11 protein-coding genes and 1 tRNA gene are annotated in these 19,043 nt (G+C 69.4%); 6 read left to right on the forward strand and 6 right to left on the reverse strand.

The genetic code is table 11. The features are described from left to right. Window positions 1–152: 152 nt before the first annotated feature. The 5 genes from OXG33_02365 (at window position 153) to OXG33_02385 (ending at window position 8,228) form a co-directional block, all read left to right on the forward strand. A complete protein-coding gene (locus OXG33_02365; GenBank protein ID MCY4112770.1) occupies window positions 153–4,403 on the forward strand; it encodes a DEAD/DEAH box helicase in 4,251 nt (1,416 codons plus the stop codon). Window positions 4,404–4,584: 181 nt separating this feature from the next. Next, window positions 4,585–5,781, forward strand: a complete 1,197-nt coding sequence (locus tag OXG33_02370) for a redoxin domain-containing protein (GenBank protein ID MCY4112771.1) — start codon at window positions 4,585–4,587, stop codon at window positions 5,779–5,781. 11 nt (window positions 5,782–5,792) lie between these two features. Further along, on the forward strand, window positions 5,793–6,509 hold the full coding sequence (locus OXG33_02375; protein MCY4112772.1) for a sulfite exporter TauE/SafE family protein: 717 nt from the start codon (window positions 5,793–5,795) through the stop codon (window positions 6,507–6,509). Window positions 6,510–6,613: 104 nt separating this feature from the next. Continuing rightward, window positions 6,614–8,086 carry a hypothetical protein gene (locus OXG33_02380; GenBank protein ID MCY4112773.1) on the forward strand — a complete coding sequence of 491 codons (1,473 nt, stop codon included), beginning with the start codon at window positions 6,614–6,616 and terminating at the stop codon, window positions 8,084–8,086. Between the two features lie 67 nt (window positions 8,087–8,153). Then, window positions 8,154–8,228 (forward strand) — tRNA-Cys (locus OXG33_02385). Between the two features lie 49 nt (window positions 8,229–8,277). On the opposite strand, the gene OXG33_02390 is transcribed toward OXG33_02385, so the two are convergent. From OXG33_02390 to dnaE, 5 genes are all read right to left on the reverse strand, one after another. Continuing rightward, window positions 8,278–10,068: an exonuclease domain-containing protein gene (locus OXG33_02390; protein MCY4112774.1), complete on the reverse strand. Its 1,791-nt coding sequence runs from the start codon at window positions 10,066–10,068 to the stop codon at window positions 8,278–8,280. A 19-nt stretch (window positions 10,069–10,087) separates the two neighbouring features. Next, the gene (locus tag OXG33_02395; GenBank protein MCY4112775.1) at window positions 10,088–10,483 is read right to left on the reverse strand and encodes a phage holin family protein; all 396 of its coding nucleotides are present in this window, start codon (window positions 10,481–10,483) and stop codon (window positions 10,088–10,090) included. Between the two features lie 39 nt (window positions 10,484–10,522). After that, window positions 10,523–11,422 carry an NAD(P)-dependent oxidoreductase gene (locus OXG33_02400; GenBank protein MCY4112776.1) on the reverse strand — a complete coding sequence of 300 codons (900 nt, stop codon included), beginning with the start codon at window positions 11,420–11,422 and terminating at the stop codon, window positions 10,523–10,525. A 134-nt stretch (window positions 11,423–11,556) separates the two neighbouring features. Further along, the gene (locus OXG33_02405; GenBank protein ID MCY4112777.1) at window positions 11,557–12,486 is read right to left on the reverse strand and encodes a TIM barrel protein; all 930 of its coding nucleotides are present in this window, start codon (window positions 12,484–12,486) and stop codon (window positions 11,557–11,559) included. A 78-nt stretch (window positions 12,487–12,564) separates the two neighbouring features. Further along, window positions 12,565–16,368 (reverse strand): DNA polymerase III subunit alpha, encoded by a 3,804-nt coding sequence (dnaE, locus tag OXG33_02410; GenBank protein ID MCY4112778.1) that lies wholly within the window; start codon window positions 16,366–16,368, stop codon window positions 12,565–12,567. Window positions 16,369–16,713: 345 nt separating this feature from the next. Between dnaE and OXG33_02415 the strand changes: the two genes are divergently transcribed. Beyond that, window positions 16,714–17,892 carry an MFS transporter gene (locus OXG33_02415; protein ID MCY4112779.1) on the forward strand — a complete coding sequence of 393 codons (1,179 nt, stop codon included), beginning with the start codon at window positions 16,714–16,716 and terminating at the stop codon, window positions 17,890–17,892. Between the two features lie 12 nt (window positions 17,893–17,904). Here OXG33_02415 and OXG33_02420 read toward each other — a convergent pair whose 3' ends face one another. After that, window positions 17,905–19,026 (reverse strand): peptidylprolyl isomerase, encoded by a 1,122-nt coding sequence (locus tag OXG33_02420; GenBank protein MCY4112780.1) that lies wholly within the window; start codon window positions 19,024–19,026, stop codon window positions 17,905–17,907. Window positions 19,027–19,043 lie beyond the last annotated feature (17 nt).

A 19,043-nucleotide genomic window follows, 5' to 3' on the forward strand; every position in this document is an offset into this window, starting at 1 on the left:
CCAGGGGAGAAGGAGCCGAACGAACCGCCCGATTAGCGACGCATCCGCCAAAAGACTCCCGCCCCACCCGCGGGCCGGGACCGCCGGTCCGGTCCCCTCTCCCACAGGGAGAGGGCTAGGGTGAGGGGCTCCGGCGCGGCTACCATGCCCCCATGCCGCGGCTGACGAACGCAGTCGAGCTTTCGAGCCTAGTCGACAACTTTTGCCCCACCGTGCGGGACTGGTTCGTCGAGCGGTTTGGCTCGCCGACGGATGCGCAGGCGGCCGGGTGGCCCGCGATCATGAGCGGGCGCGACACGCTGCTGGCGGCGCCGACCGGCTCGGGCAAGACGCTGGCCGCCTTCATGGCCGGGATCGACCGGCTGGTGCGTCAGGCCGAGGCCGGGAGCCTCGAGGCCGAAACCTCGATCGTCTACGTCTCGCCCTTGAAGGCTCTCAGCAACGACATCCAGCGCAACCTGGAAGAGCCGCTGGAGGGCATCCGCCGGCGCGCCATCGCGGAGGGTCAGGAGCCTCCGCCAATCCGGACCGGCCTTCGCACCGGCGACACGCCCGCCAACGAGCGGCAGCAGCTGGTGCGTCGGCCGCCGCACATCCTCATCACCACCCCCGAGTCGCTCTACCTGATGGTCACCGCGCAGCGCAGCCGCGAAACGCTGCGCCGCGTGACCACCGTGATCGTGGACGAGATCCACGCACTGGCGCGGGACCGCCGCGGCTCGCACCTGGCCCTCACGCTGGCGCGGCTGGACCACATTGCCGACGCGCGGCCGCAGCGGGTCGGGCTCTCGGCCACGCAGCGGCCCATAGAGGGGATCGCGCGATTCCTGACCGGCGTCGACGCGGATGCGGCGCCGCGGGCGTGCGATGTCGTGGATCTCGGCCACCAGCGCGACCTCGAACTGGCGATCGAAGTCCCGCCCACCGACCTGGAAGCCGTGGCGCCGGGCGAGCAGTGGGGCGAGATCTACGACCGCCTGGCCGAACTGGTCACCGCGCACCGCACGACGCTGATTTTCGTCAACACGCGCAAGCTGTCGGAGCGGGTGGCGCACAACCTGGCCGAGCGGCTGGGCGACGAGGCGGTGGCCAGCCACCACGGCAGCCTCTCCAAGGAGCGCCGGCACCGGGTCGAGCAGCGGCTCAAGTCCGGCGACCTCACGGCACTGGTGGCCACGGCCTCGCTGGAGCTCGGCATCGACATCGGCAGCATCGACCTGGTGTGCCAGATCGGATCGCCGCGCAGCATTGCGACGTTCGTGCAGCGCATCGGGCGCTCCGGGCACGCCCTGGGCCTGCGCCCCCACGGGCGACTGTTCCCGACGACGCGCGACGAGCTGATCGAGGCCGCGGCGCTGATTCGGGCGGTGCGCGCGGGCCGGCTGGACCGCATTCAGGTGCCCCAGGCGCCGCGCGACGTGCTGGCGCAGCAAATCGTGGCCGAAAGCGCCAGCGAGGACTGGCCGGAACACGAACTGTTCGACCTCATGCGCACCGCCGAGCCCTTCGCGGAGCTGGCGCGGGACGAATTCGATGAGATCGCGGAGATGCTCGCCCGTGGCATCGGCGAAGGCGCCGGCCGGTCCGCGCCGTTGATTCACCGCGATCGCATTCACGGCATGGTGCGGGGACGGCGGGGCGCCCGCCTCGCCGCCATCACCAACGGCGGGACCATCCCCGAGCTGGGCGACTACCAGGTCGTGGCCGAGCCCGACGACGCGGTGGTGGGATCGGTGAACGAGGACTTCGCCATGGAGAGCATGGCGGGCGACATCTTCCTGCTGGGCAGCACGTCGTGGCGCATCCGCCGGGTGGAGCAGAGCACCGTGCGGGTCGTCGACGCCCAGGGAGCGCCGCCCACGATTCCCTTCTGGCTGGGCGAGGCCCCGGGTCGAACGCGTGAGCTTTCGCAAGAAGTCGGCCAGCTGCGCCGAGACATCGCGGACGGCCTGGACGATCCATCTCGCCTGCACGCGCGACTGCAACAGGAATGCGCGCTTTCCCCGACGGCAGCGGCTCAGATGATCGACTACGTCCGCGCCACGCGCGACGGTCTGGGCCTGGTGCCGTCCGACCAGGATGTGGTCTACGAGCGGTTCTTCGACGATTCGGGCGGCATGCAGCTGGTGGTGCACGCGCCGTTCGGCCAGCGTGTCAACCGGGCCTGGGGCCTGGCGCTGCGCAAGCGCTTCTGCGTGCGCTTCGACTTCGAGCTGCAGGCGGCGGCCAACGACGATGCCATCCTGCTGTCGCTCGGTCCGCAGCACTCGTTTCCGCTCGAGGAGACCTTCCGCTACGTCACGTCGCGCAACTTGGCGAAATCGCTCCGGCAAGCCATTCTCTACGTGCCGCTGTTTCCAACCCGCTGGCGCTGGAACGTCACCCGCGCCCTGGCAGTGCCGCGCCAGCGCGGCGGGAAGCGCGTGCCGCCATTTCTGCAGCGCCTCAGATCCGACGATCTGCTCGCCGCCGTGTTCCCCGACCAAGTCGGCTGCCAGGAGAACGTCACGGGGCCGCTCGAGATTCCGGATCATCCCCTGATCGAGCAAACGGTGCGGGATTGCCTCACCGAGGCGATGGCCCTGCCGGAGCTCGTGGGCATCCTGGAGCACATCGAGTCTGGTGAGATCCGGCTGCACGCGCGAGACACCGTGGAGCCCTCGCCCATGGCCCACGAGATCGTGAGCGGCAAGCCCTACACCTACCTCGACGACGCGCCCATCGAGGAACGCCGCACGCGAGCCGTCAGCTTGCGGCGGGCGCTGCCCGAAAGCGCGCGGGATCTGGGCCAGTTGGACGCCGACGCCATCGCACGAGTCGCTGAGGAAGCCTGGCCGGATCCCCGCAATGCGGAGGAGGTGCACGACGCGCTGCTGAGCTTGGTGGCGGTTGCCGAACCGGTCGTCGGCGATTGGCTCGACTGGCTCCACGAGCTGCGCGCGGCCGGCCGGGCACTCAGTTTCTCCGTCGCTGACACGGACCTGTGGGCACCGGCGGAGCACGTGCAGGCCCTGCGGCTGCTGTACCCCGAGGCGTCCGTGCCGGACGTGCGGCTGCCTCCACGCGCCGAGCTTCCGGTCGACGACCGCGAATCGGCCCGTCAGCTCCTGCTTCGGGGCCATTCCGAGGTCCTGGGCCCGTTCACCGCGGACGAGCTCGCCGGGCGCACGGGACTGCCGGCCGACGACGTGGCGCGCGGGTTGGTGCAGCTCGAGGCGGGCGGCTTCGTGCTGCGCGGGCACTTCACGCCGGGTCTGGGCGAGGAAGAGTTTTGCGACCGGCGGCTGCTGGCCCGCATGCACCGGGCCACGCTCGACCGGCTGCGGCGGGCCATCGACCCCGTGTCGGCGCAGGACTACATGCGCTTCCTCGTCGAATGGCAGGGACTCGAGCCCGCCGGTCGGTTCGAGGGCCGCGCGGGCCTGCGCACCGCCATCCAGCGGCTCCAGGGATTCGAGGCCCCGGTGGCCGCTTGGGAGAGCGTGCTGCTTCCGAGCCGTGTGCGGGACTTCCAGCCCAGCTGGCTCGACGAGCTGTGCCTGAGCGGCGAGGTGGCGTGGGGCCGCCTGTCGCAGCCGCGCCCCAATGGCCACGCGCCAATCACGGGCTACACCCTGGCCGCCACGCGCGCGACGCCCATCACCCTTGTCCCGCGTCGGGACCTCCCCCTGCTGCTTGCGGCCGCACGCGGCGTGGATGTCGAAGCGGCCTTGCCCCCAACGGTGGGCGCCGGCGGCGAGATCCATCGGCTGCTCGAATCCCGCGGCGCGCTGTTCTTCGACGAAATCGCCGCGGCCCTCCGGCGTCTGCCGACCGATGTCGAGGAGGGACTGCGGGCCCTCATCGGCGGCGGGTGGGTCGCTTCCGACGGCTTCCACGGCGTGCGCGCGCTGGCCGGTCGGCGCCGCCGTGGTGGCTGGCGACGCCGGGGCGGCCGGCACGCCCTCGGCGCGGCGGCCTCACCACCCGGCCGATGGTCGCTGCTGGCCGCAGCTCCGGACTCCGAAGCCATGGCCGACGACCTGGCCGAGCGCGTGGCGCACGTGATGCTGGGGCGCTACGGCGTAGTCTTCCGCGACTTGCGCCGCCGCGAACCATTCACGCTGCCCTGGCGTGACGTGCTCCGCGCCCTCCGGCAGCTCGAAGCCAGAGGCGCCGTCCGCGGCGGGAGATTCGTGACGGGATTCGTTGGCGAGCAATACGCCCTCCCCGAGGCCGTGACGGCCCTGCGCCGCCACCGCTCCGAGGCGGCGAATGGCCGGCGCGTCCGGATCAGCGCCGTGGACCCGTTGAACCTGACTGGCATCGTGACGCCCGGCGAGCGCCTGCCGGCGTATCCGGGACGCTCGATCGAGCTGATCGACGGCCTGCCTTCCCTGGAGCACGACGCCGTCGCTCGCTGACAAGCCCGACGCGGCGCTGCACAATCCACCCAAGGGCCCAATGCGTACTGATTCAAGGAGACGGAGCGCCCACTGAAGCCCGCCCGACACGGTGGGCCGCTACAGACGCCATTGGCCACTTGGGGCGCGCGCAACCGCCCAGCGTCGGACGCGCGCCACCGCCGGGCAGCGGAGATTGAGCATGACGGATCGAATGCGTTGGCTAGGTCTGGCGGGGGCCCTCGCCGCCATCGTGGCGATCATCGCCGTCATCCTTGTCGTGGTGCAGCCGCCGCAGGCCGTCAGCGTGGTTCCCGGACCGGACGAACCGACCGCGCCCGAGACCGCGCCCACGGTGGCGCAGGCCGTACCGGCAACGCCGCAAGTCGCAGCCCCGGCGTCGTGGGCGGCGCCGGCCACATCGCAGGCGACGGCGCCGCCCACGCCCCAGGCAGCGGCAACGCCCGAGCCTTCGGGGCCGCTGGCGCCCGAGTTCGTGCGCGTCACCCAGTGGCTAAACAGCCCGGCGCTGAGCCTGGCCGAGCTGCGCGGCCGGGTGGTGCTGATCGATGTGTGGACCTTTGGCTGCTACAACTGCCGCAACACCCTGCCCTACCTCCGCGACTGGCACGCGAAGTACGCCTCCGAGGGCTTGCAGATCGTCGGGGTGCACACGCCCGAGTTTGAGTTCGAGCAGGTCGAGGCCAACGTGCGCGAGGCCATGATCCGGCTGAACGTGACCTGGCCGGTAGCCATGGACAACAACTGGGGCACCTGGCGCGCCTACCAGAATCGCTATTGGCCGCGTAAATACCTGGTGGATCAGCAGGGCCGAATCCGGTTCGACGTGATCGGTGAAGGGTCCTACGCGGAGATGGAACGCCGCATTCGCGAGCTGCTCACCGAGGGCGGGGCCTCGCTCGACCACATCCCCGTGGGCGGCGTGGACGAAGGCGCCGCGCCTGCGCAGACGGCGCTGTTCACGGGTGACTCGTGGGACGAAGGTCGGTTCCTGGCCGTCGAGGGCACGGGAGAAGCGGCCAGACTCGGGCTGCGCGGTGGCTGGACCGTGGAGTCCGACCGCGTGCAGCCGGACCCGGACGTGGGATCGACCGCTTGGGACGCGACCGTCGTCGTGACATCGGGCATGGCGAACCTTTCCGCGGCGGCGACCTCGGAAGTGCCGGTGCTCGTGAAGGTGACGCTGGACGGGATGCCTGTTCCGGAACCGCTGCGCGGTGCTCACGTCTTCGCGGGGTACGACGGCGCGACGTTTGTCGAGATAGGTGCCTTCGGCACCTATGGACTGCTGCGCAACGGCGACGCCGGACCGCGTGAGCTGCGGCTGCACACCTCCGACGCCGGCCTGTCGCTCTATACCTTCGTTTTCGGTGCGTAGCGCCTCCCGCCGTGGACCAATCGGTCAACCTGGCGGTGGCGTTCGGAGCGGGGGTGGCCTCGTTCATCGCGCCGTGCACGCTCGCGCTGGTGCCGGCCTACGTGCTCTATCTCGGCGGCCTCACCTTGAGCGACGGAGACGCGGCGGGCGCCCGCGCGACCCGCGGCGCGACGCTGCGAAGCGTCTTGGCCTTCACGGTTGGTTTCACGTCGGTATTCGTGATTCTCGGGGCTTCGCTCGGAGCGCTCACGCAGACCCTGGCCGACCATTCGGTGTGGCTGAACCGGGTGGGCGGCACGCTGATCATCCTGCTGGGGCTGATGGCCCTGGGGCTGCTGCGGGTTCCGCTGGCGCAGCGCGGCTTTGCGTTCCGCCCGCAGGTGTCCTCCCAGCTGCACGTGGCGGGCGCATTCCTGGTCGGCGGCACGTTCGCGGTCAGCTGGGTTCCCTGCGTGGGACCCATCCTCGGAGCGATCCTGGTGCTGGCGGCCACCACGGCATCCGTGGGCGAAGGTGCGCTGCTGCTGCTGGCCTACTCGCTGGGCATGATGCTGCCGTTCGCGGCCGCCGGGGCATTCTCCGGGTGGACGCGCGCGCTGCTCCAGCGCCACGGCCAGGCGCTCGGCTACGCGACCCACGCGGGGGGCATCCTGCTCATCGCGCTGGGGATCGTGGTTTTCACCAATCTCATGCCCGTTATCGCGAGATATATCCCAATTGGCGTATGACGGGCGCGACGAACGGAATAGAATGGAGCAGGGTCACGGATGTGCGGCGACGCGCGACGGGCGCGGCCGGCGCAGGGCCTGGACCCTAGGACGGAGCGAGGAACATGAACAGCACGCCGGACAGCCAGGCCGCGGCGCGGCTCGCCGCCGCCGTTGGGCAGATCCTTCCCGTGGATGGCGAGCGCTCGCTGATGGCGGTTGCCGCCAAGTACGACCTCGAAGTCGCGCCCGCCGATGACGGGGAGACATTCGCCGGCCAATTGATCGTCGCGGCCGGCGAGGCCGACCGCCTCGATGACGTGGTGCGGGACCTGGTCACCGAGAGCGTCCTGTACCGACGGGAAGCGCGTGAGCCGGTCGACTCCGTCGAATACGGCGAGCTGTCGGCGGCGGCGCAGGCACTTGGAGTTGCGGCGCCGCTATTGGAGGAGATCGACGGCGCAACCGCGGATGTCGACGGCGCCGAGCGGCGCACCCGGCTCTTGGGCGCCATGTTTGCGCTCTACTCCGACATGATGAGCGGTCCGGAAGAGGATCGGCCCCTGAAGCTGGCGAATGTCCTCGGCGGGCTGCTGCGGGCCAACGAAATCGACATCTTGCGTCTGCCCCAAGCCCGCGCCGACGATGTGCGCGGCGTCGTGCGCATGGGCGGCATCGAGCACCTCCTCACGGCCGTGTGGGAAGCCGGTGACGACCCGCTGACGGTCGACACGTCGGAAGAATCCATCCAGGCGCAGGATCGGCGCACGCTGATCGTGGCGCTCCAAGGGTTCCCGCGCGAAATGCGGCTGCATCCGGAACGTGACCGCCGCAAGATCCTGCTCGACGGCCGCGATCTGACCCTGCTGCTGGAAGGCCGTTGGACCGTGCCGCACGCCGTGCGCTGGAAGGCCCGCGAGCAGCGCGAAACGGGAGTGTTTGCGCGCCTGCCAATGGCCCCGCCCGAAAACGATCCGACGGCGCTGGCGCTGTCGTCGGACACCGCCGAGATCGTCGAGGTTGAGGCCGACCAGAAGACGCTGGCGGCCAACGTCGCCGAATTCGACCAGACGATCTCGGAGGAGATCGAGGCGTCGGAAGCGGAAGCCAAGCGCCTCCGCGTCGTCGGATTCATTCTGGCCGGAATCGCCGCGGTCGTGATCGCGGGTCTGTTCATCAATTCCAAGGTCCAAGAGTCGATCGCGGCCGGGAACCTCGACGCCGCCAGCGTCACGGCCATGCGCGCCGCCCAGGCGCAAGAAGATGCCCTGGAACGGCTTGAGATCACCGGCCTGAACCGGTACTTCTCTGACGACGTCATTGCCAGCATTCGGCAGCAAATCGAAAGTTTGCGCGCGAACAACGTTTACATCACCGCCCGCATCGACCGCGAGGTCTTGCGCGAAAACTCAGGCGTACAAGACGAGTTGGCGTTCATCGCCTTTCGCGAGACGGGGGAAACCGAGCTGCGCGGCCAGGGCGACGGGCGCATTATCAGCAGTGATCCGGCGTACCGCGCCGTTCTGGGCTTCATCATGTCTCGGAGCGAGGCCGGCCAATGGATGGTCACGGACCGGCGCGTGTTCGACAGCAGCTAACGCCGCGACGGGCTGAACCGGCCCGAATCGCCGTTAGGTATTCTGGCGCGCGGTTCGGGGCCGCCAGGGCGACGTAGCCAAGTGGTAAGGCGGGGGTCTGCAAAACCCCTATTCCTCGGTTCGATTCCGAGCGTCGCCTCCAATTGAGGTCCTGATCGGACCGACCGCGACTCTCCCACCGGTCGGCGCGCCTAACCGTGCGCCGCGCGCCGCACGCGCTCCCACACCTGCTCGACGAGTTCTCGATCTAGGCCACCCGGAGGCGCCGGCAGAAACTCGTCCCGCCCGGCGCGGGCGTGCAGCCACGAAATGACGATATTGCGATGGTCGTCCGACACGGACTCATTGGACTGGCGGGGCTTTAGGAGGTCCTGCAGCGCGCGGCGAATCCCACCGCGGCGCGGGCGCGTCAAAACCACGTGCCGCGCGATCTGGCCGTCGGCGATGAGCGCAATCTCCGCGTCGCCCGGCCGCCGACCGCTGTCCACGACGATCACGCGCTCGCCCCCGAGACCACCGGCGAGTGGCAGACGCTCGGCGCGCGAACGTCGCAGCCGCCGCACGATCGACTCCCGCTCCTCGGCCGGTGCATCGGCATCGGTCACGACGGCGATCGCCGCCTCTCGGCCACCGCGCAGATAGTCCAACGCCGCGGCACGCCGCCAGGGTTCGACGGAGCACGCGCCCCGAGCCGGCAAGTCCAGGAGCCGGCGCGCGGCCTGTGCGGCCAGCCGCGCGTCCCGGGCCGTAGGGAACGGCCCCACGTAGTCGCCGGACTCACCCCGCATCGTCGCTGCGGTGTTGACCACCGCCGCCACCGCCGGACCGACGTGGACCAATAGCCGCGAGGCGCGGCGTTGGCGCTGCACGTTGTAGATCGGCGCTAGCTCCGCGATGAGCTCCGCCTCGCGCAGGAGCGCGCGCAGCTCCGATCCCGTGACCTCCCAATCTATGTGATCGATTCGCGGCAGCATGTCGGCCCGTTGGCGCACGAAGCTGTGCGACGTGGTGAAGTGGGCCCGAACGCGGCGCTGGAGCGAGACGGTCTTGCCCACGTAGAGCGCTCGACCGGAGGGATCACGAAACACATAGGCGCCGGGAGACGGTGGCAAGTTTCGCGAGGCCCAACGCGCCAGCTCCTTGGCCCGCTGGGGCATCTGTCCCTCGGGACCGCCCTCCGCGCCCAGCGCGCGCAGCGCCTCGACGGTGGTGACGTCGCGGGCGCGCGCCCGGTCCACCAGCGCGGCGAATAGCCGATGCGTGGCGCGAGCGTCCGGCAGCGCCCGGTGGCGGGGCGACTCCTGCTCGCCAAGCAGCTCCAGCGCATCCGCCAGGCCGGAGACTTCGGCCTCCGGCATCAGCACCTGCATCAGCTCCATGGTGTCCAGGCCGTCGCCGGGAAAGAGCGGGCGCTGGGCCCACACGGCCTCCCGGTTGAGGTAGCCGAGATCGGTGGGCAGGTTGTGCGCGACGAGCACCGCGCCCGATTGAAATTCGCGGAAATCGTCCAGCACTCGCTCGATCGGCGGTGCGTCAATCAGCATCTCGTCGGTGACGCCGGTGTAGCGCGTGATGAACTTTGAGACGCGACCGGGAATGCGGACCAGGGTTTCGAACGTGCCGACGACCGTTCCGCCGCGCACGCGCTCGGCGCCGACTTCGAGGACACGATGCCGCCCTCCACGTCCGCCATTCGTCTCGATGTCGAAGATCACGAACTCCGCGTCGTTCAGGTCTTCAGCGCGGTGCCGCCACGCGGCCAGCTCCCACTGCCCTGCCGGCGCCTGCCGCAGTCGCTCGTCCTCCAGCAAAAGCGGCTCGAGCGCCCGAGTCGCCACGGCCGCGGCCTTCGACTCCACGTGGAGCACCGCCCGAGCCAGATGTTGCAGCGACAGCGGCCGGTCGGCGTCGGTGAGCTCGCCGATGGCGGCCTCAACGAGCGCGCTGCGCCGCGGACGGGCCGGTCCGTCCGCCACGGTCACGCGGCGTGAGCGCGGCGCGTCATTCCTTGCGACCGCCGAGCAAAACGGACCCGACCATGTTGATCACGCCGACAATGATCGAACCGATCACCGCGCCGACCACGGTGCGAATCTCGATGGCCTCCACCGCTTGCGCCGCCAGCCAAAAGACCCCCGCGCTGACCAGCACGTGCGATAGCCCGAGGGTGAGGACGCCTAGCACGCAGGTGACTGGCTTGAGCAGCACATCCACCACCGGTCGCACGTACGCATTTACCAGCGCCAGCACGGCGGCAAACGCCGCGATCGTGGTCCAGAAGTCGCGCGTGCCCTGCGGCGGAAACACGATGCCGTCGGGCACAAAGGCCGCCACGGCCATCGCCGCGAAGAAGCAGGTGACGAAACGCGCGAGGAGATAGCGCAGCTCGCGGGTCATGCACGACCCGTCGCAACACCGGCGGCAGCGGCCGCATGGCTACGCGGAGTCGCCGGAGCGAACCTCCACACCCGCAAGCTCCTCGAGCGGCTTGATCAGCGCCGCCGCATCCAGGTCGCCCAGCCCCTTGTGGCGCACCTCTTGATAGAGCTGGTCGGCCAGCGTCGTCGCCAGCAGGCGCACGTTGCTGCGCCGTCCCAACTCCAGCGCGAGGCCCAGGTCCTTGAGCAACAGCTCGACGCCGAATCGGGCCTCGAAATCGCCCGGAAACACGAGATTCGGCATGTCCACTTCCATGCAGCGGCTGGCGGCGTAGGCCCCCATGAGCGTGTCGAAGAGCTGCTGGGGGTTGATGCCGTTCTTGACCGCCAGCACGTAAGCCTCCGCGTTGGCGGCGCGAACCCCGGCAATGATCATTTGGTTGGCCAGCTTGGCCACGCAGCCCGCGCCCACCGGGCCGAAGTGCTGCACGTTGCCGCCCACGATGTCGAGCAGCTCCTGGCCGGCTTGCCAGTCCTCGGCCGTGCCGCCGACGAATACGGCAAGCGTGCCCGCCGTTGCGCCGGCCGGACCGCCGCTCACGGGAGCATCCAGGTAGCCAACGCCCTTGCCCGCGGCCTCGGCGGCGCAATGCTGCGCGGTGTCGGGACCGTTGGTGCCGAAGTCGATCCAAAGCTGGCCGTCTCGGGCCGTCTCGATGGCCCCGTTCTCGCCCAGCAGGATCTCCAAAGAGTCCTGCGGCAGCGGCACGTTGAGGCACACCACGTCCGACTGTGCGGCGACTTCCGCCGGCGTGTCGGCGGCCGTGCCGCCGTCCGCGACAAAGTCGTCCACCTTGCCGCGGCTGCGGTTGTGCACGATCAGGTCGTGCCCGGCCGCTCGCAGGTTCGTCGCCATGGGGAGGCCCATCTTGCCGAGGCCGATATATCCAATTCGCATGCGCGGCTAGCTCCTTAAGTCACTCAGTCAATTCGGCGGCGCGCCGCAGCCCTGATCCCGCCCGCGGGTGTGACCGTTCGGCGTCCGCGCCGCCGCTGGGGCATTCCCAGCCTCCGCAAACCATACCAACGGACTCAGACGCGCGCCCACGCCGCGGCAAAGGTGCGCTTGGCGTTGCCGATGATTTCGGCGGTCGTCTGGTAGGGCGCCGGCTTCATCTCGAAGCTGACCAGCGGCATGGGCGTCGGCAGGTCCTTGTCGAAATAGCCGATCTCGAACAGCGCGCGCAGGAACGCAGTCAACTCGGGCACGTCGTTCACCCCGCCCGGCTCACCGAACACCGGATGCTGGTCGCCCCATTGCGGGTGGGAGCGGTCGCTGATGAGGCAATTGCCGATGTGGGCCTGGATGATGTGATCCGCCGCCTTTCGCACCGAGGTCGGCGGGTCCTCGCCCAGCAGCGGCAGATGGCTGAGGTCCAGGCAGAGCCCGAAGTTGGGCGTCTCGGCCCGAACCATCTCGCTCACGCGAATACACAGCTCGACCGGACCGAGCAGCGAGCACTTTTCGATGTCGCGGTCGAACTGCTCCAGCGCGATCCATATGCCCAAGCGGGCGGCGTGGTGGCAGATCTGCTTGAGCGAGTCGGCCAGGCGGACCAGCGCCGGTTCAACGTCGTCGTCGGTCGCCGGGGCCGAGTTGGGACCGTCGAGCACGCCGACCAGCGTGGCGTCCAGCTCGTGCGCCTCATCGACTCCGCGCAGCATCGCCTCGATGCCCCGCTCGCGCACGTCGGGATCGGCCGATGAGAGATCGAGCTTCTCCAGCAGCAGCGCCGGGTGCGCCCCGTAGCCAAGCGCCAGCCGGGCCGTGCGCGCGCGGCGGGCCAGCTCCGCGCGCGTCGCGTCGTCATTGACGTGCGTGACCTCGAGCGCGTGAAAGAAGCCGTCGGTGGCCAACGCCTCGACCGATTCGAGAATCGGCCCGTCGCCGCTTTGCAGCTCCGGATGCAGCATGAAGTGCACGATGCCCACGTGCATGTAGGCCTCGGGTGGTCGGTCCATCGCACGGTCCTCCGTCACACGGCATTGCGCGCATCTTGGCCCGAGAGGCTGCGCCTGTCGAGATTCCGGGCGGTGGGGCTAGTTGGATTCGGCCGGCGCCCGCTCCACCACCACGTTGTCGGGTTCGTACTCCCGGGCCACTTGCGCCACCAGCTCGGGGCTGGCGCTCACGGCCTTGGGCCAGCGCAAGCGCGTCACGTCGCCGTCGGGCGCCTCGACGTGCAGGTCGAGCGGAACCTCGCCGGGATGGGCGGCGGCCGCTTCGTCCAGCCGGCGCAGCAGGTCGATGTCATGCCCCAGGTCCGGGCTGCGGCGCAGCACCACGACGACGCGTCGCGGCGCGCCGCCGTTCGTCGCGCCGTTCGATTCCCCGGATACCGCGCACGCATCGTCGCCATTCGCGGAACCGTGCGGCGCGTCGTCATCGCTCGGCGGCACGTATTCGCTGCCCGCGGCTTGGACCTCCAGGCTGCCGGCCACGGGCGTCGACTCGACCGGAGCATCGGCATCTGCCGCCGGGGCGGCTGCCTCGGCGCCCATCGCGTCGCCGTTGACCGCGGGTTCAACGTCCACCACCGGATCGTCGCCGATGTCCGAAGCGCTTGGCATCGCCACGGCCCCGACGTCGGCCGCAGGGACCTGGCCGATACGGGCGTCGGGTTCTAATTCGCTTACGGGCATCGCCGCATCCTGCGAATCATCTGCGGTGGGTTGTGGCGGGAATAGGTTCTCCGCGACCAGCTGCAGCGATCCCCGCCGGTCCTCGAGCCTGCCCCGGGCCACGATCACGCGGTCGATCTCCAGACTGTCGCCAATCTGCGCCCATATTCGCGGGAACACGACGACTTCAATCGTTCCCGGCGCATCCTCGAGGGTGACGATGGCCATGGTGTCACCCTTTTGCGTGATGAGTTGCCGCACGTCCGCCACCAGACCTCCAACGCTGAGGTTCTGGCCGACGTGCGACGGGTCCAGATCGAATATCTGGGTGTCGACGCTGGCGCGCAGGGCCTCGCGTATGCCCGGGTTCGACAGGGGACTGGGCGAGACATGCAGCCCGAGCAGATCCTTCTCCCAGCGCCGTCGATCGGCGTTGTCAGCCGGTTCGACATCCGGCAATGCGTCGTCGCTGGTCTCACTGGCGGGCAGCGCACCCATTTCGAACATGGTGGTCTGCCCCGCCACGCGGTCGCTCCGCGCCTGCTGGCCGCGCTTGAACGCGGCTTCCAGTCCGGCAAGCAGCCCATTTCGCTCGCCCAGGCCGTCGAGGGCGCCGACTTTGATCAGCGCTTCGATGGTTCGGCGCGTCACGACCCGTCCGTCGATCCTGGCGCACACGTCGGCCAGCGACTCGAACGGCCCACCGTCCTCGCGCGCGTCCAAGATCGCGACGACCGCCTGCTCCCCGACGGTCTTCACGGTCCCGAGGCCAAAGACGATCTGGCGTCCGCGGTGCACGAAGGAGGCGCCGCTCCGGTTGACGTCGGGCGCCAGCACGTCCAGATCGAGCACCTCGGCCTCGGACTTGGCCCGGGCCACCTTGGCCAGATCGCCGCTGTCGGTGTCCAGCAAGGCGGTGAGGAATTGCACCGGATAGACCGCCTTCAGCCAGGCCGTCCAGTAGGCGATGACGGCATAGGACACCGCGTGCGCCTTGTTGAATCCGTACCCCGCGAACGGCTCGATCAACCCGAACACGTCCTCGGCGACGGCCGGCGTAAGCCCGTTGGCCGTCGCCCGTTCGATGAACTCCGTGCGCTCCTTCTCCAGCGCCGCGCGAATCTTCTTGCCGACGGCCTTGCGGAAGCGATCGGCTTCGTCCCAGTCATAGCCCGCCAGTTCGCGCACCACCCGCAGCACCTGGTCGGCGTAGACGAGCACCCCGTGCGTCTCGCGCAGGATCGGCTCGAGCTTCTCGTGGGGGTACGTGGGCTGCACGCGCCCGTGCATCGTGTCGATGTAGCGGTCGATGTGCTGCATGGGACCGGGGCGATAGAGGGCGATGATCGCCGCCAGATCGTCAATCGTCCTGGGTTGCAGGCGGCGCAGGGTGGAGGTCATGCCGCTGCTCTCGAGTTGGAACATGCCCACCGTGCGCCCGGCCCGCAGCATGGCGAAGGCCCGGTCGTCGTCCAGCGGGATTTCCTGCGGCGCAATCTCGTCTCCGGTGTCCTCGCGGACCAGCTCGAGCGCGTGCGTGATCGTCCGGAAGTTGGACAGCCCCAGGATGTCGAGCTTGAGGATGCCGATGCGATCAATGGTCTGCCCCGTGAACTGCGCCACGGGCTGACCATCGGCCGAGCGCATCAGCGGCACGTGCTCGATGAGGGGCTCCCGCGACACCACCAGCCCCGCGGCGTGCGTCGAGGCGTGTCGGGACACCCCCTCCACCTCGCGCGCCCGGTCGAGCAATCGCCGGATCTCGTCGTTGGCGTGGTAGAGCTGCTGCAGCTCCGTCACGGTTTCCAGCGACCGCTCGATGGTGAAGGGATTCACCGGATTCACCGGAATCAGCTTGGCCACGCGGTCCACGTCGGGCAGCGGCAGGTCCATCACGCGGCCCACGTCGCGCACGGCCGCCCGCGCCGCCAGGGTGCCGAACGTCGCGATCTGCGCCACGTGATCCGACCCGTAGGTGTCGGAGATGTAGTTGATGACCTCGTCCCGCCGGTCGCTGGGAAAGTCGAGGTCCACGTCGGGCATGGACCCCTTGCGCCCGACGGTGAGGAAGCGCTCGAACATGATGTCGTGCTTGATCGGGTCGATGTCCGACATGCCCATCGCAAAGGCGACCAGGCTGCCGTTTACGGAGCCGCGCGGGGCCGTGAGCATCCCGCCGTCGCGGGCGAAGCGAACAATGTCGCCGACGAGCACCAGGTACGACGCGAACTCGGTCTGCTCAATCACATCCAGCTCGTACGCCAAGCGCTCCGCATAGACGGGCGACGGGTCGGCGGCCAGCCGCGTTCGCAAGCCCCGCTGCGCCTGGTCGCGCAGGTAGTCGATGGCGCTGCCTCCGCCGGGCAGAGCGATTTCGGGCATCGCAATGCGTCCGAACGGCAGGTCGATGTCGCACCGATCCGCGATCGTCACCGTGTTCGCCAGGGCGTCCGGAACGTCGGTGAACACCCCCGCCATTTCCTCGGGCGCGCGAAGGTGGAAGTCGCCCTCCATCCGCAGGCGTGACGTGTCCGAGAGCGTGCGCCCGGTCTGAATGCAGAGCAGCGTGTCGTGGGCGTCGCGGTCCTCCCGGCGCACGTAGTGCACGTCATTCGTCGCCACCAGCGGCAGACCCAGGCCGTCGGCCAACTCCATCAGCCGTTGGTAGTTCGACTCCAGCTCCGGCTGCGAGCGCTGGACTTCGATGTAGTAGTTCCCCTCGCCGTACACCTCGGCGTGCCAGCGCGCCACGGACTCCGCGTGCGCCATGTCGCCCGCCTCGATGGCGCGCATCAGCTCACCCGAGGGGCACCCGCTCAGACAGATCAGCCCCTCGCTGTGCTCGCGCAGCAGTTCGCGATCTACCCGTGGGCGGTAGTAGAAGCCCTCCAGGTGCGCGCGCGAGGTGAGCTTGACGAGGCTGCGATAGCCCTCGTGGTTGCGCGCCAGCAGCGTGAGATGAAACGCGCGCCGGTCGAGGGTGGCATCGCGGTCGGTGCGGGACCGCGGGGCGACGTAGACCTCGCAGCCGATGATCGGGCGCACGCCGGCGTCCTTGGCCGCCAGGTAGAAGTCGGCAGCGCCGTACATGACCCCGTGATCGGTGAGGGCGACGGCGTCCATCTCGAGCTCGCGGGTGCGGTCGAGGATGTCGGGAATGCGGCAGAAGCCGTCGAGCAGGCTGAATTCGCTGTGAACATGCAGATGGGCGAAATCAGCCACGCCGCGCCTCCCCGGTCAGCCGGCGGCATTGTAGGCACCGAACATATTGCGGACAAACGGGGGGCGCCGACGGCCCTGTAGGGGCGCCCCTGGTGGGCGCCCGAATCTCGGCGCCGGTGGGACCGCCGGCGGGCAGCCACAAGGGCTGCCCCTACAGCCGGAAGGCCCAGGCCGCCCGGTGGACCCATCTCGGCTCGAGTCCGGTCCCCTCTCCCCGCAGGAGAGGGTTAGGGTGAGGGGAACGGCCGATCCCACGCTGCACGCAGCGCGGGCCACCGGACGCGCAGCGCGGCCTACCAGGTGCGCCCGTAGAATGGCCGCGCCGTTCATCCCGGGGGTCTCTGCGTGCTGCGTGCGCCTCGCATGGCCCCGTTCGGCTGGCTCGCGGCCGCCAACTTTGCGTTCGGTTTGGCCATGGGCATCTACCAGACGATCTTCTTCAACTTTATCGGCCAGGACCTCGGCATCAGTCCCAATGAACTGGGGCTGCTGGAGACGGTTCGTGAGATTCCGGGGCTGCTCACGGCCGGCATCGCGGCGCTGGTGATGACGGTGGCGGAACCGGTGGTGGGAGCCGTGGCGCTGCTGATGCTTGGCGTGGGATTCGTCAACTACTTCCACATCGACGGCATCCCGAGCCTGATCCTCTTCTCGCTCGTGGCCAGCGTGGGCTTCCACATGTGGATGCCGATATCCAGCACCCTGGCCCTGCGCCTGAGCCGCGTCACCGAGCAGGGCAGCCGGCTGGGCCGGCTCCGCGCCGTGGCGGCGGTGGCCAACCTCGCCGGCATCGGGCTCGTGGCGCTGGTGGCGGGAGCGAGTGGGCTGCGGCCGCTCTTCGTCGTGGCCGGCGTGCTGGCGATCGCCGGCGCGCTACTGGTCCTGCGCGTGCGCGGGGTGCCGCGCACCAAGCGTCCGCCGCGCATCCTGGTTCGGCGGGCATATGGGCTCTACTACGCGCTGACCTTTCTCGACGGCGCCCGCCGCCACATCTTCATGACCTTCGCCCTGTTCCTGCTGGTGCGAGATTACGAATCGCCCGTGCAGACCATCGCGATCCTCAGCCTCATCAATGGCGTCGTCAGCATCGCGGCCGTGTACCAATTCGGCCGCCTGATCGACCGGTTCGGCGAGCGCCGCATCCTCATGGTCGCCTACGGCGCGCTGGCCCTGATCTTCGTCGGCTATGCCGCCATCCCCGTGCTCGCCGTGCTCTTCGTGCTGTACGTGCTGGACAACCTGTTCTTCAGCGCCGACACGGGCGTCACGACCTATCTCGGCAAGATCGCGGTCGACCCCGCCGACATCAGGCCAAGCCTGGTGACCGGCATGACGGTCAACCACATCGCCGCGGTCATCATCCCCATCACCGGCGGGATCCTCTGGGAAGCCTATGGCCACTGGGTCCCGTTTATTGCCGGCGCAATCCTGGCCGTTGCCTCGCTGGCGTTGAGCTCACGCATTCGCGTGCACGTGAAAGAAACCGCTCCGTCGCCGGTGGCCAAAGCCATGGATTCGCCCTAATCAGACACCCGATTACGGCAGAGAGTTCCGTTCCGTCCAGTCGATGATTTCGGTGGTGAGCATGTATTCGATGGGCTGTTCCTCGGTGCGCTCGGCCAGCCAGGCATCGAGCTTCCGCGCTCGCAGCGTTCGAGCGTGCTCCGCGCTCAGCGGACGCTCGTCCACGCGGTCGGTCACGCGGAGCAGATACCAGCCCAGGTTGCCTTCAAAGGGACCGACGAGCTCGCCGATCGGTGAGGTAAAGGCCACAGCGTCCCAGGCCTCCGGGCGGATGCCGCTGGGCGTCCAATCGACCTCCCCGCCGGCGGTGCGCGAGACGCTATCGACCGATACCTCGCGCGCCACGTCCTCCATCGACTCGCCGTCCTCGATGCGCTGGATCACCTCGGCGGCGTCCTCCTCGCGGGCGAGCACGATTTCCACGGCCTTGACGTGGGCGGGCATGGGGTCCGTTTCGGCAAATAGCTCATCGGCGAGCCGCTGCCGGCGGAAGCTGTCCGCCGCGAATCGCTCGATGGTCGCGGCGTCGAGACCGGTAGCCTCCCGGATGGCCTCGACGGCCGCTGCCTGGGCGTCCTCCCGTTCCGGCGCCACGCCGGCCAGCGCCACCAGCTGCGCGCGGAGCTCGTCCGGAGCGACCTCACGGCCTTCCGCCGTCCAGGCATCGCGGATCAGGACCGCATGCGCCAGATGGGACACGCCGTTGAACACCACGCCCCCGAGCTGCGCGCGCAGGTCGCCCGCCCGCGCCTCGTAGTCCGCGACCGTCTCGTCCGCGTCCAGGGCCGCAAGCTCTTGCTGCAACTGGTAGCGGCGGAACGACAAGAAGTCCCGGTACTCGGTTGCCGTGACCGGTTCGGACCCAACCGTGGCCACGGCCGAGTTCGGCAGCGCGCCATACTCCGAGTAGAAGGCGCTCCCGACGAGGCTGAGCACCACGGCGGCGGCCAGGCCGGCCACGAGCGTCATCCATTTCGCCGCCGCGGCGGTGCGCTGGGGACGGCTGAGCATGCGCCAGTCCCGCACGGCGACCATGAGGTCGCGCCAGCCGATCGTCGCGGTGCGGGGGCGGCGCTGCTCCCGCCGGCGGTCGCGCTCGGCACGGCGCCGCTGGGCATGGGTGCGCGGGGCCATGCGGCGCCTGCGACTAG

The sequence above is a fragment of the Chloroflexota bacterium genome, from assembly GCA_026708035.1.
Taxonomy (GTDB): domain Bacteria; phylum Chloroflexota; class UBA11872; order UBA11872; family UBA11872; genus JAJECS01.

Coding starts and splice junctions, on each gene's coding strand:
- OXG33_02365 (MCY4112770.1), top strand. CDS start 153: ATGCCGCGGCTGACGAACGCAGTCGAGCTTTCGAGCCTAGTCGACAAC.
- OXG33_02370 (MCY4112771.1), top strand. CDS start 4,585: ATGACGGATCGAATGCGTTGGCTAGGTCTGGCGGGGGCCCTCGCCGCC.
- OXG33_02380 (MCY4112773.1), top strand. CDS start 6,614: ATGAACAGCACGCCGGACAGCCAGGCCGCGGCGCGGCTCGCCGCCGCC.
- OXG33_02395 (MCY4112775.1), bottom strand. CDS start 10,483: ATGACCCGCGAGCTGCGCTATCTCCTCGCGCGTTTCGTCACCTGCTTC.
- OXG33_02400 (MCY4112776.1), bottom strand. CDS start 11,422: ATGCGAATTGGATATATCGGCCTCGGCAAGATGGGCCTCCCCATGGCG.
- OXG33_02405 (MCY4112777.1), bottom strand. CDS start 12,486: ATGGACCGACCACCCGAGGCCTACATGCACGTGGGCATCGTGCACTTC.
- OXG33_02420 (MCY4112780.1), bottom strand. CDS start 19,026: ATGGCCCCGCGCACCCATGCCCAGCGGCGCCGTGCCGAGCGCGACCGC.